General features: G+C 45.5%; 30 protein-coding genes and 1 other annotated feature. All 30 genes read left to right on the plus strand.

What is annotated here, in order from left to right; genetic code table 11:
- Positions 1-9: 9 nt before the first annotated feature.
- The 30 genes from cysS to rpmC all read left to right on the plus strand — a co-directional run bounded on the left by cysS (position 10) and on the right by rpmC (position 26,321).
- Complete coding sequence (gene cysS, locus HF638_RS27045) at positions 10-1,410, plus strand: cysteine--tRNA ligase (RefSeq protein WP_169483036.1); 1,401 nt, start codon at positions 10-12, stop codon at positions 1,408-1,410.
- Positions 1,407-1,886, plus strand: coding sequence for a Mini-ribonuclease 3 (locus tag HF638_RS27050; protein WP_169483037.1), 480 nt, complete (start codon positions 1,407-1,409; stop codon positions 1,884-1,886). Before cysS ends, HF638_RS27050 begins: the two co-directional genes overlap by 4 nt.
- A gap of 43 nt (positions 1,887-1,929) precedes the next feature.
- The gene (rlmB, locus tag HF638_RS27055) at positions 1,930-2,676 is read left to right on the plus strand and encodes a 23S rRNA (guanosine(2251)-2'-O)-methyltransferase RlmB (RefSeq protein ID WP_017692057.1); all 747 of its coding nucleotides are present in this window, start codon (positions 1,930-1,932) and stop codon (positions 2,674-2,676) included.
- A gap of 5 nt (positions 2,677-2,681) precedes the next feature.
- Positions 2,682-3,203 carry an NYN domain-containing protein gene (locus HF638_RS27060; RefSeq protein WP_169483038.1) on the plus strand — a complete coding sequence of 174 codons (522 nt, stop codon included), beginning with the start codon at positions 2,682-2,684 and terminating at the stop codon, positions 3,201-3,203.
- A gap of 171 nt (positions 3,204-3,374) precedes the next feature.
- Positions 3,375-4,019 (plus strand): RNA polymerase sporulation sigma factor SigH, encoded by a 645-nt coding sequence (gene sigH / locus HF638_RS27065; RefSeq protein ID WP_017692059.1) that lies wholly within the window; start codon positions 3,375-3,377, stop codon positions 4,017-4,019.
- Positions 4,020-4,323: 304 nt separating this feature from the next.
- The gene (gene rpmG, locus HF638_RS27070) at positions 4,324-4,473 is read left to right on the plus strand and encodes a 50S ribosomal protein L33 (protein ID WP_072735843.1); all 150 of its coding nucleotides are present in this window, start codon (positions 4,324-4,326) and stop codon (positions 4,471-4,473) included.
- 17 nt (positions 4,474-4,490) lie between these two features.
- Entirely contained in the window at positions 4,491-4,682 is a 192-nt protein-coding gene (secE, locus tag HF638_RS27075) for a preprotein translocase subunit SecE (protein ID WP_105406954.1), read from the plus strand.
- A 21-nt stretch (positions 4,683-4,703) separates the two neighbouring features.
- A complete protein-coding gene (nusG, locus tag HF638_RS27080) occupies positions 4,704-5,237 on the plus strand; it encodes a transcription termination/antitermination protein NusG (protein WP_145336484.1) in 534 nt (177 codons plus the stop codon).
- 68 nt (positions 5,238-5,305) lie between these two features.
- Positions 5,306-5,731 carry a 50S ribosomal protein L11 gene (gene rplK / locus HF638_RS27085; RefSeq protein ID WP_056697655.1) on the plus strand — a complete coding sequence of 142 codons (426 nt, stop codon included), beginning with the start codon at positions 5,306-5,308 and terminating at the stop codon, positions 5,729-5,731.
- Positions 5,732-5,825: 94 nt separating this feature from the next.
- Positions 5,826-6,518 carry a 50S ribosomal protein L1 gene (gene rplA / locus HF638_RS27090; protein WP_017692063.1) on the plus strand — a complete coding sequence of 231 codons (693 nt, stop codon included), beginning with the start codon at positions 5,826-5,828 and terminating at the stop codon, positions 6,516-6,518.
- A 67-nt stretch (positions 6,519-6,585) separates the two neighbouring features.
- Positions 6,586-6,732: a sequence feature (ribosomal protein L10 leader region), on the plus strand.
- Positions 6,733-6,756: 24 nt separating this feature from the next.
- Complete coding sequence (gene rplJ, locus HF638_RS27095; protein ID WP_017692064.1) at positions 6,757-7,260, plus strand: 50S ribosomal protein L10; 504 nt, start codon at positions 6,757-6,759, stop codon at positions 7,258-7,260.
- A 72-nt stretch (positions 7,261-7,332) separates the two neighbouring features.
- A complete protein-coding gene (rplL, locus tag HF638_RS27100) occupies positions 7,333-7,695 on the plus strand; it encodes a 50S ribosomal protein L7/L12 (RefSeq protein ID WP_169483039.1) in 363 nt (120 codons plus the stop codon).
- Positions 7,696-7,791: 96 nt separating this feature from the next.
- On the plus strand, positions 7,792-8,412 hold the full coding sequence (locus HF638_RS27105; RefSeq protein WP_169483040.1) for a class I SAM-dependent methyltransferase: 621 nt from the start codon (positions 7,792-7,794) through the stop codon (positions 8,410-8,412).
- 394 nt (positions 8,413-8,806) lie between these two features.
- Positions 8,807-12,352, plus strand: coding sequence for a DNA-directed RNA polymerase subunit beta (gene rpoB, locus HF638_RS27110; protein ID WP_074096567.1), 3,546 nt, complete (start codon positions 8,807-8,809; stop codon positions 12,350-12,352).
- A gap of 113 nt (positions 12,353-12,465) precedes the next feature.
- Positions 12,466-16,080 (plus strand): DNA-directed RNA polymerase subunit beta', encoded by a 3,615-nt coding sequence (gene rpoC, locus HF638_RS27115; RefSeq protein WP_169483041.1) that lies wholly within the window; start codon positions 12,466-12,468, stop codon positions 16,078-16,080.
- A gap of 206 nt (positions 16,081-16,286) precedes the next feature.
- Positions 16,287-16,538: a ribosomal L7Ae/L30e/S12e/Gadd45 family protein gene (locus HF638_RS27120; RefSeq protein WP_169483042.1), complete on the plus strand. Its 252-nt coding sequence runs from the start codon at positions 16,287-16,289 to the stop codon at positions 16,536-16,538.
- 150 nt (positions 16,539-16,688) lie between these two features.
- Positions 16,689-17,111, plus strand: coding sequence for a 30S ribosomal protein S12 (gene rpsL / locus HF638_RS27125; RefSeq protein WP_017692070.1), 423 nt, complete (start codon positions 16,689-16,691; stop codon positions 17,109-17,111).
- Between the two features lie 87 nt (positions 17,112-17,198).
- The gene (rpsG, locus tag HF638_RS27130; protein WP_017692071.1) at positions 17,199-17,669 is read left to right on the plus strand and encodes a 30S ribosomal protein S7; all 471 of its coding nucleotides are present in this window, start codon (positions 17,199-17,201) and stop codon (positions 17,667-17,669) included.
- Between the two features lie 49 nt (positions 17,670-17,718).
- The gene (fusA, locus tag HF638_RS27135; protein ID WP_169483043.1) at positions 17,719-19,797 is read left to right on the plus strand and encodes an elongation factor G; all 2,079 of its coding nucleotides are present in this window, start codon (positions 17,719-17,721) and stop codon (positions 19,795-19,797) included.
- Between the two features lie 95 nt (positions 19,798-19,892).
- Positions 19,893-21,083 carry an elongation factor Tu gene (gene tuf, locus HF638_RS27140; RefSeq protein WP_024633588.1) on the plus strand — a complete coding sequence of 397 codons (1,191 nt, stop codon included), beginning with the start codon at positions 19,893-19,895 and terminating at the stop codon, positions 21,081-21,083.
- A gap of 436 nt (positions 21,084-21,519) precedes the next feature.
- Complete coding sequence (gene rpsJ / locus HF638_RS27145) at positions 21,520-21,828, plus strand: 30S ribosomal protein S10 (protein WP_017692074.1); 309 nt, start codon at positions 21,520-21,522, stop codon at positions 21,826-21,828.
- Positions 21,829-21,874: 46 nt separating this feature from the next.
- Positions 21,875-22,498, plus strand: a complete 624-nt coding sequence (gene rplC, locus HF638_RS27150; protein ID WP_169483044.1) for a 50S ribosomal protein L3 — start codon at positions 21,875-21,877, stop codon at positions 22,496-22,498.
- A 25-nt stretch (positions 22,499-22,523) separates the two neighbouring features.
- Positions 22,524-23,147 carry a 50S ribosomal protein L4 gene (rplD, locus tag HF638_RS27155; protein ID WP_169483045.1) on the plus strand — a complete coding sequence of 208 codons (624 nt, stop codon included), beginning with the start codon at positions 22,524-22,526 and terminating at the stop codon, positions 23,145-23,147.
- Positions 23,147-23,437, plus strand: a complete 291-nt coding sequence (gene rplW, locus HF638_RS27160; RefSeq protein WP_017692077.1) for a 50S ribosomal protein L23 — start codon at positions 23,147-23,149, stop codon at positions 23,435-23,437. Before rplD ends, rplW begins: the two co-directional genes overlap by 1 nt.
- 30 nt (positions 23,438-23,467) lie before the next feature.
- Positions 23,468-24,298, plus strand: a complete 831-nt coding sequence (gene rplB / locus HF638_RS27165; protein WP_017692078.1) for a 50S ribosomal protein L2 — start codon at positions 23,468-23,470, stop codon at positions 24,296-24,298.
- 71 nt (positions 24,299-24,369) lie between these two features.
- A complete protein-coding gene (rpsS, locus tag HF638_RS27170) occupies positions 24,370-24,648 on the plus strand; it encodes a 30S ribosomal protein S19 (RefSeq protein WP_062836183.1) in 279 nt (92 codons plus the stop codon).
- Between the two features lie 35 nt (positions 24,649-24,683).
- Complete coding sequence (rplV, locus tag HF638_RS27175; protein WP_024633583.1) at positions 24,684-25,016, plus strand: 50S ribosomal protein L22; 333 nt, start codon at positions 24,684-24,686, stop codon at positions 25,014-25,016.
- A gap of 15 nt (positions 25,017-25,031) precedes the next feature.
- On the plus strand, positions 25,032-25,697 hold the full coding sequence (gene rpsC, locus HF638_RS27180) for a 30S ribosomal protein S3 (RefSeq protein WP_036607182.1): 666 nt from the start codon (positions 25,032-25,034) through the stop codon (positions 25,695-25,697).
- Positions 25,698-25,699: 2 nt separating this feature from the next.
- Positions 25,700-26,134 (plus strand): 50S ribosomal protein L16, encoded by a 435-nt coding sequence (gene rplP, locus HF638_RS27185; protein ID WP_169483046.1) that lies wholly within the window; start codon positions 25,700-25,702, stop codon positions 26,132-26,134.
- Positions 26,124-26,321, plus strand: coding sequence for a 50S ribosomal protein L29 (gene rpmC / locus HF638_RS27190; protein ID WP_017692083.1), 198 nt, complete (start codon positions 26,124-26,126; stop codon positions 26,319-26,321). The genes rplP and rpmC overlap by 11 nt, the downstream gene beginning before the upstream one ends.
- Positions 26,322-26,355: the final 34 nt, after the last annotated feature.

Genomic DNA, 26,355 nt, shown 5'->3' on the forward strand with positions numbered 1-26,355 from the left:
TAAGTGACCATGACGCTTCAAATTTATAATACGATGAGTCGTACAAAAGAGGATTTTGTTCCTCAAGAGCCGGGGAAAGTAAAAATGTATGTGTGTGGACCAACGGTGTATGACTACATTCATATCGGGAATGCACGCCCAGTTATCTTTTTCGACACGGTTCGCGGGTACCTAGAACAAATAGGACATGAAGTGAACTATGTGGTGAACTTCACGGATGTCGACGACAAGCTGATCCGCAAAGCAGAACAACTTGGAACGGACGTCCCTCATGTCGCGGAGAAGTTTATTGCGGCCTATTATGAAGACCTTGAAGGACTGGGTATTCCGAAGGCAAGCAGCAATCCGCGAGTTACAGAGAACATGCCGCTCATTATTGATTTTATCCGTGAGCTGGTTGAAAAGGGATTTGCATATGAAAATGGCGGTGACGTCTATTATCGCACAGGCAAATTCAGCGAATATGGCAAACTCTCGAAACAAAACCTGCAGGAGTTGCAATTCGGAATCCGTGTAGGCGTGGATGAGCGTAAAGAGCATCCCGAAGATTTCGTGCTCTGGAAGGCAGCCAAACCAGGTGAGATCTACTGGTCCAGTCCTTGGGGCGATGGTCGGCCAGGCTGGCATATTGAGTGCTCCGCCATGGCTAGGGAATACCTAGGGGATACACTGGACATTCACGGAGGCGGACAGGATCTGCAGTTCCCGCACCATGAGTGTGAATGCGCCCAATCCGAGGTATTAACAGGTAAACCGCTTGCCAACTACTGGATGCATAATGGTTTTATTCGAATCGATAACGAGAAAATGTCGAAATCACTCGGCAATGGTGTTCTTGTTAAAGACTTGAGAAATCAATATAAACGCGAAGCCATTCGTTATTTCATGTTGTCTACCCACTATCGCAATCCATTGAACTTTACGGATGATACGATGGAGCAGGCTCAGAACAGTGTGGACCGGATTGCAAATGCTGTAGGTAACCTGAACCATCGCCTGAATGCGGTATCCGTAGATCAGGATATTTCAGCAGATTTTGCGGCAAGACTCGACCAAATTCGTCAACAGTATCACGAGAAGATGCAGGACGATTTCAATACACCTGATGCAATTACAGCTATGTTTGAGTGGGCAGGGGAAGCCAACCAATTGTTGCAGCAAGAAGTAGTCAATGCTGCTGACATTCGTGCACTCCTCGAATTGTTCAATGAACTGAATGCTGTTCTGCGCATCTATACTGACGCAGAGCCAGAACTTTTGGATGAAGAAGTAGAGCGTCTGATTGAAGAGCGTGTCGAAGCGCGTAAGTCCAAAAACTGGGCAAGAGCGGATGAAATTCGCGATGAATTGTCTGCACGTGGCATCCTGCTTGAGGATACAGCGCAGGGGATGAGATGGCGGCGCAAATGAGCGAGGAATATTTGAATACACCAAAACAACAGGAGCAGGGCACAGAAGGAGGATGGTTCCCATATCCCCCTTCCAGACCTGCGAGGTTGATTCCTCCTATTGCGCTGGCCTATATTGGTGATGCGGTATATGAGGTGGCTGTTCGTCAATATCTGTTGTCGAAGGCGAACATGCGTCCCAATCATCTGCACCGTAGTGCAACCGGATTGGTATCAGCGAAGGCACAGAGCCGCATACTTACAACGATTGAGGCTGCACTGACAGAAGAAGAACGGGACATCGTCCGGCAAGGGCGGAACGCCAAGTCGGGCAGTATCCCCAAAAATGCAGATGTTCTGGAGTACAGACATGCCACGGCTTTTGAATGTCTCATTGGCTACCTCTACAGCAGTGGTCGTCATGATCGCATGATTGAACTGATCGGGCTTGGCATTGAGCAAGCGGAACAACAATCGCCATCACCGACAAAAAAATAGAAATTTCAACAAAACAACGCATTACAGAGAGGATCGAACAACGATGGAAGAAGAATGGATCGCCGGTAAACACTCCGTGACGGAGGCGCTGCGTTCAGGCCGGACCATTAATAAAATATGGATTGCCGATACAGCACAGAAACATCTGACTCAACCTATTATCTCGGAAGCTAAAAAACTTGGTATTGTCATTCAACACGTGGACAAGCGTAAGTTGGACCAAACGGTACCAGGCATTCAGCATCAAGGGGTAGTCGCACAAGCGGCACCTTACGCTTATGTGGAGGTAGAAGACATTCTTGCCGCAGCAAAAGCGAAGAATGAGCATCCTTTCCTGATCCTGCTGGATGAGATTGAAGATCCTCATAACCTGGGGTCCATTTTGCGGACAGCAGACTGCACGGGTGCGCATGGCGTCATTGTACCCAAACGTCGCTCGGCGGCGGTAACAGTGACTGTATCTAAAACGTCAGCAGGCGCCGTGGAGTACGTACCAGTGGCTCGTGTAAGTAATCTCGGGCAGACTATCGATCGCCTTAAAGAAGAAGGTGTGTGGGTTGTAGGGACAGATGTCACTGCTCATGAAGGTGTCTTTGGTAACGGCGTCTTTACTGGCCCTGTGGCATTGGTAATCGGCAATGAAAACAAGGGAATGGGACGACTCATTCGTGAGAAATGCGATGTACTGATCAAATTACCGATGCAAGGTCAGATTAATTCCCTGAATGCTTCCGTGGCAGCGGGTGTTGTCATGTATGAAGTGCTCCGCTCGCGTCAAGCGCAGGAATAGAAGGTATGGCTGATTCCCGTGATGTGCTTCTTGTAGACGGGTACAACATGATTGGTGACTGGCCGGAGCTAACCAGACTGGCGGAAAGTGGGCTAGAAGAGGCGCGTAACAGGCTTCTCTTTCGACTAGCAGACTATCAGGCGTTCTCCGGCCGGCGGGTCATTGTTGTGTTTGACGCCTACCTCGTGCCTGGACTCGGTAAATCCTTTACACAGAGCAAAGTACAGATTTATTTTACAAAGGAAAAAGAGACGGCAGACGAATGCATTGAGAGACTCGTTCGGGAACTAAGCATGCGAAGACGCCAAATCTATGTGGCTACGAGCGATATGGTAGAGCAACATGTCATTTTCGGACAGGGAGCGCTACGCATATCTGCAAGGGAATTGCTAATTGAAGTCGAGCAGAACGAAAAAGAATTAAAGAAACGACTGGAAGAAGATCAGGCGAAGACAACGCGTAATACTCTCGGGGGGAAGTTAAGTCCCGATGTATTGAAAGAGTTTGAGCGATGGCGGCGGGAATAACAACTCGTTTTTACAATATTTAGAATATTGAAAGTCTTGACATTTATGTTATTGATGTTCTTTTTTAGGCAGAGCGTGGTTGACGGTGTGAGGTGCCATCATATATACTGAGCGTATATTTCATAGAGTAGAGTAACGGGGTACCTTGCGTTGCAGCCGGAGGGATTGTCTGTGAGTGTCGACCTCAAAGATATCATGTTATCCAAGTATGATTACCAAAGTGACGAAGACATTGTCGAAGCTTTCCGTGAAGGCGAAAGCGAAGCGTTAGAGTTTTTGATTAACAAATATCGTAACTTTGTACGCGCCAAGGCAAGATCTTATTTTCTGATTGGGGCAGACCGGGAAGATATTATTCAAGAAGGAATGATTGGCCTCTACAAATCCATTCGAGATTTCAAAGGGGACAAGCTGGCTTCGTTCAAGGCTTTTGCTGAACTGTGTATTACAAGACAGATCATCACGGCAATTAAGACAGCAACACGTCAGAAACATATTCCGCTTAATTCTTATGTATCTCTGGACAAGCCTATTTATGACGAAGAGTCTGATCGTACGTTACTCGATGTGATTTGTGGAACCCAGGTCAGTGATCCGGAAGAACTTATCATTAATCAGGAAGAGTTTGTGGGCCTGGAAGATAAAATGTCCGAGATTCTGAGTGATCTGGAACGTAAAGTATTGATGTTGTATCTGGACGGGAGATCTTATCAAGAGATTGCAGTAGATTTGGACAGACATGTGAAGTCCATTGATAATGCACTACAGCGTGTGAAGCGCAAGCTTGAAAAGTACCTGGAAGTTCGAGATAATTAAACACATGTTGTCGTTGACGGAAAAGGCTCGGTGTTTGAGTCTTTTTTTAGTGTCTCAAGTTTATAAAATCAAAGAATGTTTATACTAGTAATCGCTCGGTCCATGCAGGAGAAGAGAAAAACAGAGATGTGAAACGAGAGTACGTTGTACGGAAGTAATACCCAATGAATGAAAGGCTATTCTTTCATTGACATGGTTATACCCTTGTGATAAAGTGTTTTAGGTAGGCCTAAATTTATGGCTTTTTTTCAGGATCAATTTAGAGACTCTGCTTGAATGTGGAAGTCTTCGGGAGGTGTACATCATGCGGGTAATTATTACTTTGGCTTGTACTAACTGCAAACAAAGAAATTACACTACGACAAAAAACAAGCGTAATCACCCCGACCGCATGGAGATGAAGAAATTTTGCAAGTTTTGTAACGAGCAGACTTCTCATCGCGAAACCAGATAGTTTTTGGAGGTGTCGGCGTGAAACGAAGTTTCAAATCTCTGATTTCCTTTTTCACAGAAAGCTGGGCTGAACTTAAAAAAGTTCGCTGGCCTAATCGTAAAGAGCTGACCAACTACACATTGATCGTACTTGGTACTGTTGTGGTTATGACGCTGTTTTTTTGGGTCATTGACATTGGCATCTCCTTTGTGATCGAAGCGATTATTTAAGAAGGGTTCCGGTGGCTTGATATGGAAAAAAGATGGTACGTCGTTCATACCTATTCAGGGTATGAGAACAAGGTCAAGGCCAATTTGGAAAAACGCGTAGAGTCTATGGGCATGGAAGACAAGATATTCCGCGTTCTTGTTCCAATGGAAGAAGAAGTGGTAAACAAGGACGGTAAGAAAAAAACCGTTATGCGTAAAGTTTACCCCGGTTATGTCTTGGTGGAAATGGTACAGACGGATGATTCTTGGTATGTTGTTCGCAACACACCAGGGGTTACTGGATTTGTCGGTTCGACAGGTTCTGGGTCCAAACCAACTGCATTGTTGCCTGAAGAAGTGGAACAAATTCTGAAGCACATGGGTATGGTTGAACCTAAGCCGAAAATTGAGTTCGAAATTAAGGAATCCGTACGTATTAAAGTCGGTCCTTTTGCGAATTTTGTAGGCTCCGTGGAAGAAATTTTGGTAGACAAAAGCAAGTTGAAAGTGCACGTGAACATGTTTGGACGGGAAACGCCGCTTGAGTTGGAATACACACAAGTGGAGAAGATCTAGTTTCTTCAAGTTTCTTGTGGGAGGGTTGAAAAACCCGTTAACCACTATTTTGCAAGGAGGTGTCAATCATGGCGAAAAAAGTTATTAAAATGGTAAAACTGCAGATTCCAGCAGGTAAAGCAAACCCAGCACCACCAGTAGGTCCAGCTTTGGGTCAAGCAGGTGTCAACATCATGGCATTCTGTAAAGAATTCAACGCTCGTACAGCTGATCAAGCGGGATTGATTATTCCAGTTGAAATTTCTGTATTCGAGGACCGTTCCTTTACTTTCATCACTAAAACTCCACCAGCAGCAGTACTGTTGAAAGTGGCAGCTAAAGTTGAAAAAGGATCCGGCGAACCGAACAAGAAAAAAGTTGCTACTGTTAAACGTGATGCGGTTCGTCAAATCGCAGAACAAAAAATGCCTGACCTGAATGCAGCAGACGTTGAGTCCGCAATGCGTATGGTCGAAGGTACTGCCCGCAGCATGGGTATCACCATCGAAGACTAATTTTCATAAGAAACATGGCTTCGTAAAACCGGTCGATTCGCGACCGGTTGATGTGGGAGGTATATCCGCTAACACCACAAAGGAGGAATAAAACATGGCTAAACACGGTAAAAAATACCTGGAAGCTGCTAAGCTGATTGACAGCGAAGCAACTTACGAGCCTTCAGAAGCTGTAGAGCTTGTGAAAAAGGCAGCTACTGCAAAATTCGATGAAACAATCGAAGCAGCAGTTCGTTTGGGTGTAGACCCTCGTAAGCAAGACCAGGCTGTACGTGGTGTTGTTGTCTTGCCACACGGCACAGGTAAAACACAACGCGTATTGGTATTTGCAAAAGGTGACAAAGCGAAAGAAGCGGAAGCGGCTGGCGCGGACTATGTTGGTGATGCAGACATGATCAACAAAATCCAACAAGGCTGGTTCGAGTTCGACGTCTGCGTAGCGACACCAGATATGATGAGTGAAGTAGGTAAATTGGGCCGACTGCTCGGCGGTAAAGGTCTGATGCCTAACCCTAAAGCCGGAACGGTAACTTTCGATGTAACTAAGGCTGTTCAAGAAATTAAAGCCGGTAAAATCGAATATCGTCTGGATCGTGCAGGTCAAATTCATGCACCGATCGGTAAAGCATCTTTCTCTTCTGAGCAACTGAATGAGAACTTTAAAGCTCTCATGGAAGCTCTGAATCGTGCTAAACCAGCGGCAGCAAAAGGTGTTTATCTGAAGAATGTTAGTCTTTCTTCCACGATGGGCCCTGGCGCACGCGTGAACGCAGCAGCTTTTAGATAATAAATCTTGACAGGCTTGTCCTGTTTTGATAAGATATAAAAGTTGTGAGTCCGAGTGACTGACCGTTGACATTTGAATATGCTTGCCGTAGACAGTAGGTGCCAATTGGCTTAATTTCCTGCCGAGGTGTGATTATAGAACTTAGAACGATGCAAATCGATGATGAGTATATATCAAGCCTTCGTGATTCTACGGAGGCTTTTCTTAATGGGATAAATTTGATCAGGAGGTGTACAGATTGGCAAACGCAAAAGTGATTCAAGCAAAACAAGAGTCCGTTGATGCAGTAACAGCAAAATTGCGCGAGAGCGTTACAACTGTTGTAGTTGACTATCGCGGATTGAACGTTGCCCAAGTAACTGAGTTGCGTAAGCAACTTCGTGAAGCAGGGATCGAATTCCAAGTGCTGAAAAACTCGTTGCTTCGCCGTGCAGCTGCAGCAGCAGAACTGACAGAACTCGATAGTGTTCTTACAGGTCCTACTGCAATTGCATTCAGCGTAGATGACGTTGTCGCTCCAGCTAAAATTCTGAACGACTTCGCGAAAAAGAACGATGCACTGGAATTGAAAGGTGCAGTCGTAGAAGGTCGCGTAATCGGAGTAGAAGAAGTTAAGGCGTTGGCAGAATTGCCATCCCGCGATGGACTTCTCTCCATGCTCCTCAGCGTGCTTCAAGCGCCAGTGCGCAACTTCGCACTTGCGGTTAAAGCAGTTGCAGAGAAAGAAGAACAAGGCGCGTAAGCAACTTGATCTGAACGCTGCTTAGGTAGCAAATGAATTAAAAAAAATAATATTATATATGGAGGTTCACTCATGAGTAAAGAGCAAATCTTGGAAGCAATCAAAGGCATGACTGTACTGGAATTGAACGATCTTGTTAAAGCAATCGAAGAAGAATTCGGCGTAACTGCTGCAGCTCCAGTAGCTGCTGCAGGTGCAGGCGCTGCTGCTGCAGAAGCTGAGCAATCCGAGTTCGACGTAATCTTGACTAGCGCTGGTGCTTCCAAAATTAACGTTATCAAAGCAGTTCGCGAAATCACAGGTCTTGGCCTGAAAGAAGCAAAAGAACTGGTTGACAATGCTCCAAAAGCACTGAAAGAAAAAGTTGCTAAAGAAGAAGCAGAAGCGGTTAAAGCTAAGCTTGAAGAAGCAGGCGCTTCAGTTGAAGTTAAATAATTTAGCTTTTACAAGCTAAATGAACAAAACAACAAACCCCTTGACTTATATCAAGGGGTTTGTTGCTGTAATTGTAAATGGAAAGTGAGTGAGGACATGTCCAATCATTATTATTCGGACAAACCGCAAGTAGCACATGATCGCAAAGCAACTGAAGCGGTTCTTCGCGGATTCAGTCTGCGACTCGTGACTGACGCCGGTGTATTTTCCAAAAATGGAATCGATTATGGTAGCAGAGTATTGATTGATGCGATAGAGCTGCCAACAGGGGCTCATGTTCTCGATGTGGGTTGCGGGTACGGACCGATGGGTCTTACAGCAGCCAAACTTGTACCGGATGGGCATGTCACCATGATCGATATCAACGAGAGAGCCGTTGAACTTTCCAGGGAAAATGCAAAAGCGAACGGAATTAGCAATGTCACGGTATTACAAAGTAATCTACTGGCTGAAGTAAAAAAGCAAGATTTTGACGCTGTACTGACTAATCCGCCTATACGGGCTGGAAAAGAAACGGTTCATGCTATTTTCGAACAGGCACATCGTCATTTAAAGGTAGGCGGTTCGTTATGGATTGTCATTCAGAAGAAGCAAGGTGCCCCATCGGCGAAAGCGAAATTGGAATCTTTGTTTGGACGAGTGGAAGAAGTGACGAAGGATAAAGGCTATCGGATTTTTAAAGCGGTGAAAACGGAAGAAGCATCTACTAAAAGCTAAATCCGAGTTTGTAAAGTAAGCAGGGGATCATTTTTTTTGCAATAGGACTATTGACTTGAAATTCAGGTCGTGGTATTATTGTAAAATGTCAGTATTAAGATGCCCTACTTGGCTTTAGCTAACTAAAAATGTCAACCTTTTTTTACGCCGAACGGGCTTATTATGCCTACGTTTGGCGTATAATATGTACATTTTGGGCAAACTGGGGATAAGAATGATTTGGGAAGACATCCGCCGATCAAAGTTGCTCTTTTTTCGAACGACATTTCGAGTAAGGGCTTTTCTTTATTTGTGGATGCATTGCTTTGCTCTGTATGTGTACCATTATAAGGTTACAAACAGAGGTTCGCAACGAAATTTTTAAAGTGAGTAGACATTGAGGGGTGAGTTTAAGTTGGCAGGACATCTTGTTCAATATGGTCGACGCACTCGGCGCAGTTATGCACGAATTAACGAGATACTCGAAGTTCCGAACCTGATTGAAATCCAACAAAAATCCTACGATTGGTTTTTGGAGGAAGGGTTGCGCGAAATGTTCCAGGATATCTCGCCGATCCAGGATTTTACAGGTAACTTGATTTTGGAATTTATCGATTACAGTCTCGGTGAACCGAAGTATACAGTAGACGACGCGAAAGAGCGTGACGTTACTTATGCAGCACCGCTTCGGGTCAAAGTCCGGCTCATTAATAAGGAAACCGGCGAAGTCAAAGAGCAGGAAGTATTCATGGGAGATTTCCCGCTGATGACCAACACGGGCACATTTATTATTAATGGTGCGGAACGGGTTATTGTCAGCCAGTTGGTTCGCTCTCCTAGCGTTTACTTCAGTACCAAAGTAGATAAAAACGCCAAAAAAACGTATACCGCTACAGTTATTCCTAACCGCGGCGCTTGGTTGGAACTGGAGATGGACGCGAAGGATGTTGTTTATGTCCGGATCGACCGTACACGTAAAATACCGGTTACGGTTCTCCTGCGTTCACTTGGTTTTGGCACAGATGCTGAGATTCTGGATCTGCTCGGTAATGACGAATATATCCGCAACACACTGGACAAAGACAACACGGATTCCACGGAGAAAGCACTCATTGAAATCTATGAGCGTCTTCGTCCGGGCGAGCCGCCAACGCTTGATAATGCGAAAAGCTTGCTTGTAGCGCGTTTCTTTGATCCAAAACGTTATGACCTGGCTAATGTAGGTCGTTACAAAATGAACAAAAAGCTTCACATCAAAAACCGTTTGTTCAACCAGCGTTTGGCTGAATCACTTGTTGACGCTGAAACAGGCGAGATTATTGCTGAAGCAGGTCAAATGGTGGATCGTCGCTTGTTGGATGAAATCATGCCGTATCTTGAGAAGAGCGTTGGCTTCCGCACGTATCACGTGGGTAACGGTGTTCTGGATGCTAATGATGTTCCTATGCAAACGATCGATGTATTTTCACCAACAGAAGATGGTAAAGTAGTCAAACTGATTGCCAATGGAATCATTGACAAGTCCGTTAAAAACGTGACGCCGGCGGATATCATTTCGTCCATCAGTTATTTCCTTAACCTTCTGCAAGGAATTGGTAGCACGGATGATATTGACCATCTGGGTAACCGTCGTTTGCGTTCGGTGGGTGAACTCCTGCAGAACCAGTTCCGTATCGGTTTGTCCCGTATGGAGCGTGTGGTTCGTGAGAGAATGTCCATTCAGGATGCTAACGTAATTACACCACAGGCATTGATCAACATCCGTCCTGTTATTGCATCGATTAAAGAGTTCTTTGGTAGCTCCCAATTGTCACAGTTTATGGATCAAACGAACCCACTGGGTGAGTTGACTCATAAACGTCGTTTGTCCGCACTCGGACCCGGTGGTTTGACGCGTGAGCGTGCAGGCATGGAAGTGCGTGACGTCCATCCATCCCACTATGGCCGGATGTGTCCAATCGAGACTCCAGAGGGACCTAACATCGGTTTGATCAACTCCTTGTCTACATTCGCACGTGTAAATGAATATGGCTTCATTGAAGCTCCATATCGTTGGGTTGATCCGAAGACAGGTATTGTAACTGAGCAAATTGATTACCTGACAGCGGACGAAGAGGACAACTATGTCATCGCACAAGCGAATGCGAAGTTGAACGAAGACGGTACATTTGAAGAAGAAGCGATCATTGTACGTTACAACAAACAGTCGGATAACATCCTTACGATGCCGAGTGAGCGAGTTGACTACATGGACGTATCTCCTAAGCAGGTTGTTTCCGTCGCTACAGCGCTGATCCCGTTCCTTGAGAACGATGACTCCAACCGTGCACTCATGGGATCAAACATGCAGCGGCAGGCGGTTCCACTCTTGATTCCTAAAGCACCACTTGTGGGAACAGGTATGGAGCACAAAGCTGCAAAAGATTCTGGTGTATGTATTGTCTCCGATTATGACGGAATTATCGAACGTTCTTCTGCGAATGAGATTTGGGTCCGTCGTGTTGAAGAAGTGGACGGTCAGGAAGTTAAAGGCGATATCGTTAAATATAAATTACACAAATTTATGCGTTCGAACCAAGGAACATGCATTAACCAGCGTCCGATTGTCAAAAGAGGTGCCGCTGTCAAAGCTGGCGATATCCTCGCTGATGGTCCTTCAACGGAAATGGGTGAATTGGCTCTGGGACGTAACGTCGTTGTTGCCTTCATGACTTGGGAAGGTTACAACTACGAGGATGCGATCTTGCTCAGTGAAAAACTCGTTAAGGAAGATGTATACACATCCATCCATATCGAGGAGTATGAGTCGGAAGCACGTGATACCAAGCTCGGACCTGAAGAGATCACACGTGACATCCCTAACGTTGGGGAAGAAGCGTTGCGTAACTTGGATGAGCGCGGTATTATCCGCATCGGTGCTGAGATTAGCGCTGGCGACATTCTGGTTGGTAAAGTCACACCTAAGGGTGTAACAGAGCTGACTGCAGAAGAACGTCTCCTGCATGCGATCTTCGGTGAGAAAGCACGTGAAGTACGAGATACTTCCTTGCGTGTACCACATGGTACTGATGGTATCGTAGTTGACGTGAAAGTATTTACCCGTGAAAACGGTGATGAGCTGCCTCCAGGTGTTAACCAACTCGTTCGTGTATATATCGCTCAAAAACGGAAAATTTCCGAGGGTGATAAAATGGCCGGACGTCACGGTAACAAAGGGGTCGTGGCCCGCATCTTGCCGGAAGAAGATATGCCTTTCCTGCCAGACGGTACACCGGTTCAGATCGTTCTTAACCCACTGGGCGTACCTTCCCGGATGAATATCGGTCAAGTACTCGAGGTTCACTTGGGTATGGCGGCGATGCAACTGGGTATTCACGTAGCAACACCTGTATTCGATGGAGCGAAGGAGTATGACGTCTTCGATACGATGGAAGAAGCAGGAATGCAACGTAATGGTAAGACCGTCCTGTATGATGGTCGTACAGGTGAAGAGTTTGAACGTGAAGTTACCGTAGGTGTCATGCACATGATCAAACTGGCACACATGGTTGATGATAAAATCCATGCCCGTTCCACAGGTCCTTACTCACTTGTTACGCAACAACCATTGGGTGGTAAAGCCCAATTCGGTGGACAGCGTTTCGGGGAGATGGAAGTATGGGCGCTTGAGGCATACGGTGCTGCTTATACACTGCAAGAAATCTTGACTGTTAAATCCGATGATGTTGTTGGTCGGGTTAAAACGTATGAATCCATCGTCAAAGGCGAGAATGTTCCGGAACCAGGCGTTCCTGAGTCATTCAAAGTATTGATCAAAGAGCTTCAAAGCTTGGGTATGGACGTTAAGATTTTGAGTGAAGATGAGCAAGAGATTGAAATGAGAGAAATGGACGATGAAGATGACGCTGCGAGCGATAAGCTCAGCCTCAACCTTGAGGGTACAGAGGTCGGAGCGGAATAAACCGCTTCGAGCGCATGATGACCGGCGTTTTTCATCAGGCTCGCGTCTTGCTCCGGCTTCGGCCGGAGAGGGCGTAACCTAGAATACAGGAATTGGTTAAGGAGGGTTGCTCCTTGTTGGACGTCAACAATTTCGAATACATGAAGATCGGGCTTGCTTCCCCAGAGAAAATTCGTTCTTGGTCCCGCGGAGAAGTGAAAAAACCGGAAACGATCAACTATCGTACGTTGAAACCGGAAAAAGAAGGGCTGTTCTGCGAAAAGATTTTTGGCCCTACAAAAGACTGGGAATGTCATTGCGGTAAATACAAACGCGTCCGTTATAAAGGCGTTGTCTGTGATCGTTGTGGCGTTGAAGTAACACGTGCGAAAGTACGCCGCGAACGGATGGGCCATATTGAGCTCGCTGCTCCGGTATCGCATATCTGGTACTTCAAAGGTATTCCGAGCCGTATGGGTCTTGCGCTGGATATGTCTCCAAGATCACTCGAAGAGATTATTTATTTTGCATCATATGTTGTAACTGATCCAGGAGAAACTCCACTGGAGAAAAAACAACTGTTGTCCGAGAAAGAATATCGCAGCTACCGTGAAAAATACGGATATGGTTTCCAAGCTGGCATGGGCGCAGAAGCGGTTAAAAAACTGCTTCAAGACCTTGATGTAGATAAAGAGCTTGAATTCCTGAAGGAAGAACTCCGCACTGCACAAGGACAACGTCGTAATCGTGCGATCAAACGTCTGGAAGTTATCGAAGCTTTCCGCAACTCAGGCAACAAGCCAGAGTGGATGATTATGGATGTACTTCCAGTTATCCCGCCGGAACTTCGCCCAATGGTACAACTGGATGGTGGACGTTTTGCAACGTCTGACCTGAATGACCTGTATCGCCGTGTAATTAACCGGAACAACCGTCTGAAACGTCTGCTTGATCTGGGCGCGCCAGATATTATCGTGCAAAATGAAAAACGGATGTTACAGGAAGCTGTTGACGCATTGATCGATAATGGCCGTCGCGGACGCCCAGTAACGGGTCCTGGTAACCGTCCTTTGAAATCCCTCAGCCACATGCTGAAAGGTAAACAAGGACGTTTCCGTCAGAACTTGCTCGGTAAACGGGTTGACTATTCTGGTCGTTCCGTTATCGTTGTCGGACCTTACCTGAAAATGTATCAGTGTGGTCTGCCAAAAGATATGGCACTTGAATTGTTCAAGCCTTTCGTTATGAAAGAGCTTGTAAATAAAGGGCTTGCCCACAACATCAAAAGCGCGAAACGTAAAGTTGAGCGTGTAAGTCCTGAAGTATGGGATGTTCTTGAAGAAGTAATCAAGGAGCATCCGGTTCTGTTGAACCGTGCCCCTACGCTTCACAGACTCGGTATTCAAGCATTTGAACCGATTCTCGTTGAAGGTAAAGCAATTCGTCTTCACCCGCTCGTATGTACGGCATACAATGCCGACTTTGACGGTGACCAAATGGCTGTGCACGTTCCGTTGTCCGCTGAAGCTCAAGCGGAAGCACGTATCCTGATGCTCGCATCAGGTAACATTTTGAACCCGAAAGACGGTAAACCGGTTGTTACTCCTTCCCAGGATATGGTGCTTGGTTCTTACTACCTCACTATGGACAACAAGGAAGAAAAGGGCACAGGTATGATCCTGCGTACAGTTAACGAAGCTGTATCAGCATACCAACGTGGTACTGCTGGTCTGCATGCGCGTGTTGCTATTCCGGTTAAGGCGCTTGGTAAAACAAGCTTCACGGAAGAACAGCAAGAAGGAATGTTGCTGACAACTGTTGGTAAAATTATCTTTAATGAAATTTTCCCGGCAAGCTTCCCGTATATCAATGATGCGACTCGTTCGAACCTATACCAAGGTACTGCAGATCACTCATTTGTATATGAAAAAGGTGCTGATCTTAGAGAAGCTATTATGAATGCTCCTCTGGCTGGCGGTGTTGGTAAAGAATACCTCGGCTCCATCATTGCACGTTGTTTTGAAATCTATCACACAACGGAAACAGCCGTTATTTTGGATAAAATCAAACAACTTGGATTCACATACTCTACTCGTGCCGGTATTACGGTTGCGGTATCTGATGTTATCGTTCCGCCTGAGAAGTTTGAAATTCTTAGACAGTCTGAGGAAAAAGCACAAATCGTTACGAATCAGTACCGTCGTGGTCTGATTACGAATGAAGAGCGCTATGACCGTATCATTGATATCTGGTCGAAATCCAAAGATGACATCACTGAGATTCTGATGAAGTCCATGGATCGATACAACTCGATCATGATGATGGTAGACTCCAAAGCACGGGGTAACAAATCGCAAATCACCCAATTGGGCGGTATGCGTGGTCTGATGGCCAACCCATCCGGTCGAATTATCGAACTCCCAATCAAATCGAACTTCCGTGAAGGTCTGACAGTACTCGAGTACTTTATCTCGACTCACGGAGCGCGTAAAGGTTTGGCGGATACAGCCCTGCGTACAGCCGATTCAGGTTACCTGACTCGTCGTCTCGTAGACGTAGCCCAAGACGTTATCGTGCGTGATGATGATTGTGGTACAGATAAAGGATTTACGGTAAGTCGTATCCAAGATGGTAAAGAGGTTATTGAAGATCTCTATGACCGTATTGAAGGCAGATACTGTTTCGAGACTCTTCGTCATCCGGAAACGAAAGAAATCATTGTAGGTCGCAATGAATTGATTGACTCCGACAAAGCAGAAGCGATCATCGAAGCAGGCATCACCAAATTGCAAATCCGCTCCGTACTCAGCTGCCGTGCTAGTCATGGTGTCTGCAAGAAGTGTTACGGTCGCAACCTGGCGACTGGTAAACACGTGGAGATTGGTGAAGCGGTTGGTATTATCGCAGCACAGTCCATTGGTGAGCCAGGAACACAGCTTACAATGCGTACATTCCACACCGGTGGTGTAGCCGGAGACGATATTACGCAAGGTTTGCCACGTATCCAGGAGTTGTTTGAAGCTCGTAATCCTAAGGGTCAAGCAACGATCAGTGAAATCGATGGTGTGGTTAAAGAGATTCGCGAAGCGAAAGATCGTCGTGAAATCGAAATTCAAGGTGAAGCGGAATCCAAAGTATACGCCGTTACCTACGGTTCCCGTGTGCGCGTAAGCGAAGGCGCGGAAGTTGAAGCGGGTGACGAGTTGACAGACGGTTCCATCGATCCAAAAGAAATGCTGCGGATTAAAGGCATACGTGGTGTACAAAACTACATTCTGCAGGAAGTACAACGCGTATATCGTAACCAAGGCGTAGAAATTAACGATAAGCACGTTGAAGTTATGATCCGTCAAATGCTGCGTAAAATCCGTATCGTAGATGCAGGAGATACAACGCTGTTGCCAGGATCGTTCGTGGATATGCATGAGTACGAAAGAGCTAACAAAATTGCGATTCTTAGTGATAAAGAGCCGGCGGTTGCAAAACCAATCCTGCTCGGTATTACGAAAGCATCCTTGGAAACAGACTCCTTCCTCTCGGCGGCTTCGTTCCAAGAAACTACACGTGTATTGACAGATGCAGCGATCAAAGGTAAAGTCGATCAGTTGCTCGGTCTGAAGGAAAATGTAATCATCGGTAAATTGATTCCTGCTGGTACAGGTATGCACCGTTACCGCAGCATCAAATTTGCTGAGCCAGAAGATGGCCAATCTTCAGTAGAAGAGCTTGAGCCAGTTTCGGTTGATTAAATAGATTGCTCCTTATTTAGAGGAGATTGAAAGTTTTGTGCCTCAGGAGACGGACGTTTGTATGATACAGACGGACGGATCCTGATGTGCGTAAACTTTTTAAAAAATGTTTTAGGATTAGCATTGACAATGCTTGCGCTAGATGCTAATATATCAAAGGTGCGTGGGCAGCTGATTGTACTTGGTTCTATTCGGAGGAATGCACAATGTCTAATGAAAAAGCCTTGCAAGATGCTCATGTCAAAATTGGTTCCAAACAGACCATGCGGATGGTGCAGACAGGTATGGCTTCTGAAGTCTATGTCGCAGAAGATAGTGATCCGCAGCTTACTTCCAAAATCATTGCTTTGTGTGAGCAACACAATGTGAAATGCACGAAAGTGGATACAATGAAAAATCTCGGCAAGGCTTGCGGGATTGGAGTAGGAGCAGCTATGGCTGCTGTCGTAAAATCATAGAGTAAGGAACGTTTTTGTCCGAGAACTTTTAAGGATTCTCCAAGGCAAAAACTTTTCATTTGTCTTTTTATGAACCGCCTGGGTCTGTGGACTTAGCGAAAAGAGGTTTATAAAGAAACATGAATATTTGAGGAAGGGGGTGGCAATCACATGCCAACTATTAATCAACTGGTTCGTAAAGGACGTCAAGCAAAAGTTGAGAAGTCAAAATCTCCAGCTTTGCAAAAAGGATTCAACGCTTTGAAACGTGAATCTACTAACATCAGTGCCCCACAAAAACGTGGTGTCTGCACTCGTGTAGGTACAATGACTCCACGTAAACCAAACTCTGCACTTCGTAAGTATGCCCGTGTTCGTTTGACGAACCGTCTCGAGGTTACTGCTTATATCCCGGGAATCGGACATAACCTTCAAGAACACAGTGTGGTATTGATCCGCGGAGGTAAAGTTAAAGACCTTGCAGGAGTTCGTTATCACATCGTTCGTGGAGCTCTCGATACTGCAGGCGTGAACAACCGTATGCAAGCTCGTTCGAAATACGGTGCTAAACGTCCAAAAGCTAAAAAAGCCTAAACTATTATAAGCAGTTAGCCTGAAAGCCTTCTGGTCTAAGTCTGGAAGGTACAGGATCTGCTGAACAAGAAAGAAAGGGGGATATCCATGCCACGCAAAGGTCCAGTTACGAAAAGAGACGTTCTGCCTGATCCGTTGTATAACAGCAAGTTGGTTACTCGTTTAATCAACCGCATCATGATCGGCGGAAAACGCGGTGTTGCTCAAAGCATTCTGTATAATGCGTTCAAGTTGATTCAAGAACGTACGGGTAATGACCCTATGGAAGTATTTGAAGCAGCAATCAAGAACATCATGCCAGTCCTGGAAGTTAAAGCTCGCCGTGTCGGCGGTGCCAACTACCAAGTACCAATCGAGGTGAAACCAGAGAGACGTACTGCTCTGGGATTACGTTGGCTCGTGAACTACTCCCGCAACCGCGGTGAGAAAACAATGGAAGAGCGTTTGGCGGCTGAGATCATCGACGCTTCCAACAACACAGGCGCTTCCGTTAAAAAACGTGAAGATACGCACAAAATGGCTGAAGCGAACAAAGCGTTTGCTCACTACCGTTGGTAGGATTCAGTTCACAATAAAAAAACTTCAATTTTGAAGGGAGACCCATTTCATGGCTAGAGAGTTCTCCTTGAAAAATACACGTAATATCGGGATCATGGCTCATATTGATGCGGGTAAAACCACTACAACTGAGCGGATCTTGTTCTACACAGGACGTACGCACAAAATCGGTGAAGTTCACGAAGGCGCTGCGACAATGGACTGGATGGAACAAGAGCAGGAGCGCGGAATTACGATTACTTCCGCTGCTACTACCGCTGCTTGGAAGGGCCACCGCGTTAATATTATTGATACCCCGGGACACGTTGACTTCACTGTTGAAGTTGAACGTTCCCTTCGTGTATTGGACGGAGCAGTTGGTGTATTCAGTGCGAAAGAAGGCGTTGAGCCTCAGTCCGAAACCGTATGGAGACAGGCTGACAAGTACGGCGTACCTCGTATCGCATATGTAAACAAAATGGATATCATCGGTGCTGACTTCCTGAACGTTGTATCTGACATGCGTGATCGCCTTCAAGCGAACGCTGTTGCGATTCAACTTCCAATCGGCGCTGAAAATGATTTCAAAGGCATCATCGATATCGTTGCTCAAAAGGCTCATATGTACAAAGATGACCTGGGACAAGATATCGAAGAAGTCGAAATTCCTGCAGAATTTGCAGATCAAGTTGAAGAACTTCGCAACGAGCTGATTGAGCGCGTTGCTGAACTGGACGAAGATTTGACAATGAAATACCTGGAAGGCGAAGAGATCACAATTGATGAGATCAAAACCGTACTCCGTAAAGGTGTTGTAGATGTTAAGATCTTCCCAGTTATCTGTGGATCCTCATACCGTAACAAAGGTGTTCAACTGATGTTGGATGCTGTTATCGACTACTTGCCAGCTCCAACAGATGTTGCTTCGATCACGGGACATCTTGAAGATGGAACTGAAGCAATTCGTAAGTCATCCGATGAAGAGCCATTCTCTGCATTGGCATTCAAAATTATGACAGACCCTTACGTTGGTAAATTAACATTCTTCCGCGTATACTCCGGTGTTCTTCAATCCGGATCCTATGTATTGAATGCCACTAAAAACAAGCGTGAGCGTATCGGTCGTATCCTTCAAATGCATGCGAACAGTCGTCAAGAAATCACTGTAGTTTACTCCGGTGATATTGCAGCTGCCGTAGGTTTGAAAGATACGGGTACAGGTGATACACTATGTGATGAGAAATATCCGGTTATCTTGGAGTCAATGAACTTCCCTGATCCGGTTATCGAAATCGCTGTTGAACCTAAAACCAAAGCTGACCAGGATAAACTGGGTGTTGCTCTCGGTAAGTTGACTGAAGAGGATCCAACTCTTCGTGCTCATACTGACGAAGAAACAGGCCAAACGATCTTGGCAGGTATGGGTGAGCTTCACCTTGATATCATCATCGACCGTATGCGTCGTGAGTTCAAGGTTGAAACTACTGTGGGTAAACCACAAGTAGCTTACCGTGAAACATTCCGTGCTCCAGCGCGCGTTGAAGGTAAATTCGTACGTCAATCCGGTGGTCGTGGTCAATACGGTCACGTATGGGTTGAATTCGAACCTCTCGAGCCGGGTACAGGCAGCCAGTTTGAAAGTAAGGTTGTCGGTGGTTCGGTTCCAAGAGAATACATTCAACCTGCACTGTCAGGGATTGAAGAGCAAATGAAAAACGGCGTTATTGCAGGCTTCCCGCTTGTAGACGTTAAGGCTACAATTGTAGACGGATCTTACCATGATGTCGATTCCAATGAGATGGCATTTAAAATTGCCGGATCTATGGCGCTTAAAGCGGCTAAAGACAAGTGTAAACCAGTTCTGCTTGAGCCTATCATGAAAGTAGAAGTAACAGTTCCAGAAGAGTACATGGGTGACGTAATGGGTATGTTGAACTCCCGTCGTGGCCGCATCGAAGGTATGGATTCCCGTAGTGGAGCTCAAATCATCCGTGCTAAGGTACCTTTGTCTGAAATGTTTGGTTACTCTACGACTCTTCGTTCCGGTACTCAAGGACGCGGCGTATTCTCCATGGAACTCTCTCACTATGAAGAAGTTCCTAAGAGCATTGCTGAAGAAATCGTTGCTAAAACAAAAGGCACCGAGTAGTTTTCTCACACTGGATGCAAGTGCATAAGAATTCATTTCGGAGCACTTCATTCAGTGAAAACATAAAATTATAATTTTAAGGAGGCCACGTTCAAATGGCAAAGGCTAAATACGAACGTAATAAACCCCACGTTAACATCGGTACGATCGGTCACGTCGATCACGGTAAAACAACACTGACTGCTGCAATCACAACTGTATTGTCCAAAACTTACGGTGGTGCAGCAATTGCATTCGATCAAATCGATAAAGCTCCAGAAGAGCGCGAGCGCGGTATCACAATCTCCACATCACACGTTGAGTACGAAACTGACACTCGTCACTACGCTCACGTAGACTGCCCGGGTCACGCCGACTATGTTAAAAACATGATCACTGGCGCGGCACAAATGGACGGAGCTATCTTGGTAGTATCCGCAGCTGATGGTCCAATGCCACAAACTCGTGAGCATATCTTGCTCTCCCGTCAAGTAGGCGTACCTTACATCGTTGTATTCTTGAACAAATGCGACATGGTTGAAGACGAAGAATTGTTGGAATTGGTTGAGATGGAAGTTCGCGACCTTCTTAACGAATATGAGTTCCCAGGTGATGATACTCCAATCACTCGTGGATCCGCTCGTGAAGCTCTGCAAAACCCTGATGGTGAGTGGGCTCAAAAAATCGTTGAGATGTTCAAAGAGATCGACACTTACATCCCATTGCCTGAGCGTCAAACTGACAAGCCTTTCTTGATGCCTGTCGAGGACGTATTCTCCATCACTGGTCGTGGTACTGTTGCTACTGGCCGTGTAGAGCGTGGTACTGTTAAAGTCGGCGAAGAGATCGAAATCGTTGGTATTACTGAAGAAACTAAAAAATCCGTAGTTACGGGCGTAGAAATGTTCCGTAAATTGTTGGATTCCGCTCAAGCGGGCGACAACATCGGTGCATTGTTGCGTGGTGTTGACCGTACTCAAATCGAGCGTGGTCAAGTACTTGCGAAACCAGGTTCTGTTAAGCCACACACAGAATTCACTGCACAAATCTACGTTTTGACTAAAGAAGAGGGTGGCCGTCATAAGCCTTTCTTCACTGGATACCGTCCACAGTTCTACTTCCGTACAACTGACGTAACAGGCATCATCAACTTGCCTGAAGGTACTGAAATGGTAATGCCTGGTGATAACATCACTGTTACTGTTTCTCTGATCTCCCCAATCGCGATTGAAGAAGGAACTAAGTTCTCCATTCGTGAAGGCGGACGTACAGTAGGTGCCGGTTCCGTAGCATCGATCCAAAAATAATTCGGCTTAACGCTGAATAAAGCATATGCAACAGTGTACTGGAACGAGTAACATTGTACTGTAACGAAGCTTCGGAAGAGTTCTTTATCCGACATCGGATAAAGAACTCTTTTATTATGTGTAAAGTTTCGGAACCTGCGTCATACGAAATGAACATCATTTACAAGAATAGAAGGATCGGTAAGGCAGCCTGGATATTGAAGATAACACTGCAATAAACGAAGTCATTTCATCAGAAAAGATTAGTTTAAATGTTTTTCTTAAATATGCTTGCAATACGCCCATCTTTTCTATATAATAATGAATGTTGTTCTGTGACGTTGCGATGATGTGAGAGGTTACTGGCACACCCGGCCCCTTTGCCATGGGACAGTGGCCAGAAAATTTTCACGGAGTATGTCCGATAAAAAATTGGGCGATAGAAGGAGGGACTAAAATGGCAAAGCAAAAAATTCGTATTCGTTTGAAAGCTTACGACCACAGAATTCTTGATCAATCCGCGGAGAAAATTGTTGAAACAGCAAAACGTTCGGGTGCAGGTGTATCCGGTCCGATTCCGCTTCCTACTGAAAAACAAATCATTACTATTCTTCGTGCGGTGCACAAGTACAAGGATTCTCGGGAACAATTCGAACAACGCACACATAAGCGTTTGATCGACATCGTTAACCCGACTCCACAAACTGTGGATGCCTTGATGCGCTTGGATCTGCCGTCCGGTGTAGATATCGAAATTAAATTGTAATACAAGCTACAACAAAGACCATGTATAAAGGAAAAGAGGTGTCAACATGAAAGCAATCTTAGGAAAAAAACTCGGAATGACTCAAGTATTTACTCCTGAAGGTAACGTTGTTCCAGTAACGGTTATCGAAGCGGGCCCTTGTGTTGTTTTGCAAAAGAAAGACATTGAGAACGATGGCTACGAAGCAATTCAAATCGGTTACTCCGATAAGAAAGAGAAAAATGCTAACAAGCCAGAAGCAGGTCACGCTAAAAAAGCGAACACTGCCCCTAAGCGCTACGTTCGTGAAGTTCGCGGTATCAACATCGCAGAATATGAAGTTGGCCAAGAACTGAAAGCTGACATTTTCGCTGAAGGCGAATTCGTTGACGTAACGGGTATTTCTAAAGGTAAAGGTTTTGCCGGCGTTATCAAACGTTGGGGACAAAGCACTGGACCTATGTCACACGGTTCGCGTTACCACCGTGGCCCTGGTTCAATGGGTTCGATCCAAGCTAACCGAGTTCCTAAAGGCAAACGCCTGCCAGGACACATGGGACATGATACAGTTACAATTCAACGTCTTGAAGTAGTTAAAGTAGACGCTGAGCGTAACGTGTTGCTCGTGAAAGGTTCCATTCCTGGACCGAAAAACAGTCTCATTAGAGTTAAACAAACGGTGAAAAAATAACCACTGAAGAAAGGAGGAACACAAAATGCCAAAAGTATCAGTTTACAATGTAGATGGTAGCCAAGTAGGCGAAGTTGAATTGAACGATGCGGTTTTCGGAATTGAGCCGAACCAACACGTTCTGTACGATGCAGTTCTTATGCAACGCGCTTCCCTTCGTCAAGGTACCCACAAAGTAAAAGGACGTTCTGAAGTACGTGGCGGTGGACGTAAACCTTGGAAACAAAAAGGTACAGGTCGCGCTCGTCAAGGTTCGATTCGTTCACCACAATGGAAAGGCGGCGGTATCGTATTTGGTCCGACACCACGGAGCTATGCGTATAAACTGCCTAAGAAAGTTCGTCGCTTGGCGATCAAATCAGCCCTTTCATCTAAAGTGCTTGACAATGACATTATCGTTTTGGACGCTCTCACGTTGAGCTCACCTAAAACTAAAGAATTTGCAGCCATCTTGAGTAACCTCAAAGTGGGACGTAAAGCTTTGATCGTAGCTCCTAGCTATGATGATAATGTAGCTCTTTCCGCACGGAATATTCCAGGCGTGAAATTCGTAGCTGCTGACGGCATTAATGTTCTTGACGTGCTTTCGCACGACAAACTGATCATTACGAAAGAAGCAGTTCAGAAGGTAGAGGAGGTGCTCGCGTAATGAAAGATCCTCGTGATATTGTGAAACGTCCGATTATTACGGAACGTACAGCTGACATGATGAATGACTTGAAATATGTATTTGAAGTCGACATCCGTGCAAACAAAACCGAGATCAAGAAAGCCGTAGAAGCTATTTTCAATGTAAAAGTGAAAAACGTGAACACGCTTCGTGTTCCAGCTAAGCCAAAACGGTACGGACGTTATTCCGGATATACTAGCGAATGGAAAAAAGCGTTTGTAACGCTGACAAAAGACAGCAAAACGCTTGAGTTCTTTGAAACTGTATAATTGAATTTTTGAAGTAAGGAGGGAAACCCAGTGCCAATCAAAAAGTATAAACCAACATCCCCGGCAAGACGGAACATGTCCGTTTCTACATTTGAGGAAATCACCACAAATCAGCCGGAGAAATCGTTGTTGGCCCCGTTGAGCAAACAAGCAGGCCGCAACAACCAAGGTAAAATTACAGTTCGTCACCATGGTGGTGGACACAAACGTAAATACCGTATCATCGACTTCAAACGTACTAAAGATGGAATACCGGGCCGCGTTGCTACGATTGAGTATGACCCGAACCGTACATCTAATATCGCTCTGATTCACTATGCTGATGGTGAGAAACGTTACATCATCGCTCCTAAAGGTTTGAAAGTTGGAGATCAAGTGTTCTCCGGACCTGAATCAGACATCAAAATCGGTAACGCTCTGCCACTCGAAAACATTCCAGTAGGTACCGTTATCCACAATATCGAATTGAAACCAGGTAAAGGCGGACAATTGGTTCGTGCTGCTGGTACAGAAGCACAATTGCTTGGTAAAGAAGAAAAATACGTTTCCGTTCGTCTCTCTTCCGGAGAAGTTCGTCGTATTTTGAAAGTTTGCCGCGCAACAATCGGATCTGTTGGTAACCAAGACCACGAGCTCATCAAAATCGGTAAAGCCGGTCGTAGCCGTTGGTTGGGTAAACGTCCTGAGGTTCGTGGTGTAGTAATGAACCCTAACGATCACCCACACGGTGGTGGTGAAGGTCGTGCTCCAATCGGACGTAAATCGCCAATGTCACCATGGGGTAAACCTACTCTTGGTTACAAAACGCGTAAGAAAAATAAAGCTTCTGATAAATACATCATTCGCCGCCGCACGAAGTAATACACACTGTGCATAACTTCGTGAGGCATCTGCGGATGCATAATAGCTACGTTTGAAGGGAGGATCTCCACATGGGTCGCAGTTTGAAAAAAGGGCCATTCATTGATGGCTACATGCTCAAAAAGGTAGAAGAGATGGAAGCTTCAGGTAAGAAGAACGTAATCAAAACCTGGTCCCGTCGTTCTACAATTTTCCCGCAATTCATCGGACACACATTTGGCGTTTACGATGGTCGTAAACACGTGCCAGTGTATGTAACTGAGGACATGGTCGGACACAAACTGGGTGAGTTCGCTCCAACCCGTACGTACAAAGGCCATACTGATGATGATAAGAAAACAAGAAGATAAATGAACATCTTTAATGTTTGAGAGGAGGTTACACAATGGAAGCAAAAGCACATGCTAAGTTTATCCGGATTGCTCCTCGTAAAGTTCAACTCGTTGTTGACTTGATTCGCGGCAAGCAAGTAGGTGAGGCGGTTGCCATTCTCCGTCACACTCCGAAATCCGCTTCTCCTATCGTTGAGAAGTTGCTTAACTCCGCTATTGCGAATGCGGAACATAACTATTCTTTGGATGTTAATAACTTGGTTATCTCGCAAGCTTACGTGAACCAAGGACCGACAATGAAACGTTTCCGCCCTCGTGCAATGGGACGTGCAAGTCGTATTAACAAACGTACTAGCCACATCACTTTGGTGGTATCTGAGAAGTAGAAGGAGGGGAAATGTGTGGGCCAAAAGGTAAATCCAGTCGGACTCCGTGTCGGAATTATCCGTGACTGGGAATCTAAGTGGTATGCAGGCAAAGACTTCGGTGATCTTTTGATGGAAGACGTGAGAATTCGTGAATTCCTGAAAAATAAATTGAAAGACTCCGCTTTATCTCGTGTGGAAATTGAGAGAGCGGCTAACCGCGTAAACGTAACGATTCACACTGCTAAACCAGGTATGGTTATTGGTAAAGGTGGTTCGGAAGTTGAAAATCTTCGTAACCAAATTACGAAAATTGCTGGCGGTAAAAAAGTACACATCAATATCTCTGAGATTAAGAACCAAGATCTGGACGCTGTCCTTGTAGCTGAAAGCATTGCACAACAATTGGAACGTCGTGTTTCTTTCCGTCGTGCTTTGAAACAAGCAATTCAAAGAACTATGCGCTCTGGAGCAAAAGGTATTAAAACTCAAGTAGGCGGACGTCTTGGCGGCGCTGAGATTGCACGTTCTGAAGGCTACAGCGAAGGAACTGTTCCACTGCACACACTGCGTGCTGACATCGATTATGGTACAGCAGAGGCTCATACTACTTACGGACTTATCGGCGTAAAAGTATGGATCTATCGTGGAGAGGTTCTTCCTACGGCTAAGAAACAAGCAGCTAAGGAAGGAGGCAACTAATCATGTTGGTACCAAAACGCGTAAAACACCGTAAGCAACAACGTGGACATATGAAAGGCCAAGCTAAAGGCGGAACAACTTTGAACTTCGGCGAATATGGTCTTCAAGCTACGGAACCGGCTTGGATTACGAACCGTCAGATTGAAGCGGCTCGTATTGCAATGACACGTTATATCAAACGTGGTGGTAAAGTTTGGATCAAAATTTTCCCTGACAAACCAGTTACTCAAAAGCCTCTCGAAGTTCGGATGGGTAGCGGTAAAGGTAACGTGGAAAAATGGGTTGCAGTAGTGAAACCTGGTAAGATCATGTTTGAACTTGCTGGTGTACCGGAGGATGTTGCACGCGAAGCAATGCGTCTTGCCGCTCACAAACTGCCAATCAAAACGAAGTTCGTGAAACGTGAAGAAGTGGGTGGTGAAGCAAATGAAAGCTAGTGAATTTCGCAACCTAACCTCTGCTGAAATCGAGCAAAAGATTGCCGGATTTAAAGAAGAACTCTTTAACCTCCGCTTTCAATTAGCTACCGGTCAGCTGGATAACCCGACTCGCATCCGTGATGTGCGGAAAGAAATAGCTCGTGCTAAAACCATTATCCGTGAAAGAGAATTGGGAATCGGTTAATTAGGGATAGGATGGACAATCCGTCCGTAATCAG

It is taken from the genome of Paenibacillus sp. SZ31 (genome assembly GCF_012912005.1).
Taxonomy (GTDB): Bacteria; Bacillota; Bacilli; order Paenibacillales; family Paenibacillaceae; genus Paenibacillus.

Excerpts from the sequence above, each read along its gene's own strand:
- rpsJ (WP_017692074.1), top strand. The coding sequence starts at position 21,520 with ATGGCAAAGCAAAAAATTCGTATTCGTTTGAAAGCTTACGACCACAGA.
- rplP (WP_169483046.1), top strand. The coding sequence starts at position 25,700 with ATGTTGGTACCAAAACGCGTAAAACACCGTAAGCAACAACGTGGACAT.
- HF638_RS27050 (WP_169483037.1), top strand. The coding sequence starts at position 1,407 with ATGAGCGAGGAATATTTGAATACACCAAAACAACAGGAGCAGGGCACA.
- rpsL (WP_017692070.1), top strand. The coding sequence starts at position 16,689 with ATGCCAACTATTAATCAACTGGTTCGTAAAGGACGTCAAGCAAAAGTT.
- nusG (WP_145336484.1), top strand. The coding sequence starts at position 4,704 with ATGGAAAAAAGATGGTACGTCGTTCATACCTATTCAGGGTATGAGAAC.
- tuf (WP_024633588.1), top strand. The coding sequence starts at position 19,893 with ATGGCAAAGGCTAAATACGAACGTAATAAACCCCACGTTAACATCGGT.
- rplK (WP_056697655.1), top strand. The coding sequence starts at position 5,306 with ATGGCGAAAAAAGTTATTAAAATGGTAAAACTGCAGATTCCAGCAGGT.
- rplA (WP_017692063.1), top strand. The coding sequence starts at position 5,826 with ATGGCTAAACACGGTAAAAAATACCTGGAAGCTGCTAAGCTGATTGAC.
- rpsG (WP_017692071.1), top strand. The coding sequence starts at position 17,199 with ATGCCACGCAAAGGTCCAGTTACGAAAAGAGACGTTCTGCCTGATCCG.
- rlmB (WP_017692057.1), top strand. The coding sequence starts at position 1,930 with ATGGAAGAAGAATGGATCGCCGGTAAACACTCCGTGACGGAGGCGCTG.
- cysS (WP_169483036.1), top strand. The coding sequence starts at position 10 with ATGACGCTTCAAATTTATAATACGATGAGTCGTACAAAAGAGGATTTT.
- HF638_RS27060 (WP_169483038.1), top strand. The coding sequence starts at position 2,682 with ATGGCTGATTCCCGTGATGTGCTTCTTGTAGACGGGTACAACATGATT.
- HF638_RS27105 (WP_169483040.1), top strand. The coding sequence starts at position 7,792 with ATGTCCAATCATTATTATTCGGACAAACCGCAAGTAGCACATGATCGC.
- HF638_RS27120 (WP_169483042.1), top strand. The coding sequence starts at position 16,287 with ATGTCTAATGAAAAAGCCTTGCAAGATGCTCATGTCAAAATTGGTTCC.
- rplD (WP_169483045.1), top strand. The coding sequence starts at position 22,524 with ATGCCAAAAGTATCAGTTTACAATGTAGATGGTAGCCAAGTAGGCGAA.
- rpmC (WP_017692083.1), top strand. The coding sequence starts at position 26,124 with ATGAAAGCTAGTGAATTTCGCAACCTAACCTCTGCTGAAATCGAGCAA.
- rplW (WP_017692077.1), top strand. The coding sequence starts at position 23,147 with ATGAAAGATCCTCGTGATATTGTGAAACGTCCGATTATTACGGAACGT.
- rpsS (WP_062836183.1), top strand. The coding sequence starts at position 24,370 with ATGGGTCGCAGTTTGAAAAAAGGGCCATTCATTGATGGCTACATGCTC.
- rplC (WP_169483044.1), top strand. The coding sequence starts at position 21,875 with ATGAAAGCAATCTTAGGAAAAAAACTCGGAATGACTCAAGTATTTACT.
- rpmG (WP_072735843.1), top strand. The coding sequence starts at position 4,324 with ATGCGGGTAATTATTACTTTGGCTTGTACTAACTGCAAACAAAGAAAT.
- rplV (WP_024633583.1), top strand. The coding sequence starts at position 24,684 with ATGGAAGCAAAAGCACATGCTAAGTTTATCCGGATTGCTCCTCGTAAA.
- fusA (WP_169483043.1), top strand. The coding sequence starts at position 17,719 with ATGGCTAGAGAGTTCTCCTTGAAAAATACACGTAATATCGGGATCATG.
- rplL (WP_169483039.1), top strand. The coding sequence starts at position 7,333 with ATGAGTAAAGAGCAAATCTTGGAAGCAATCAAAGGCATGACTGTACTG.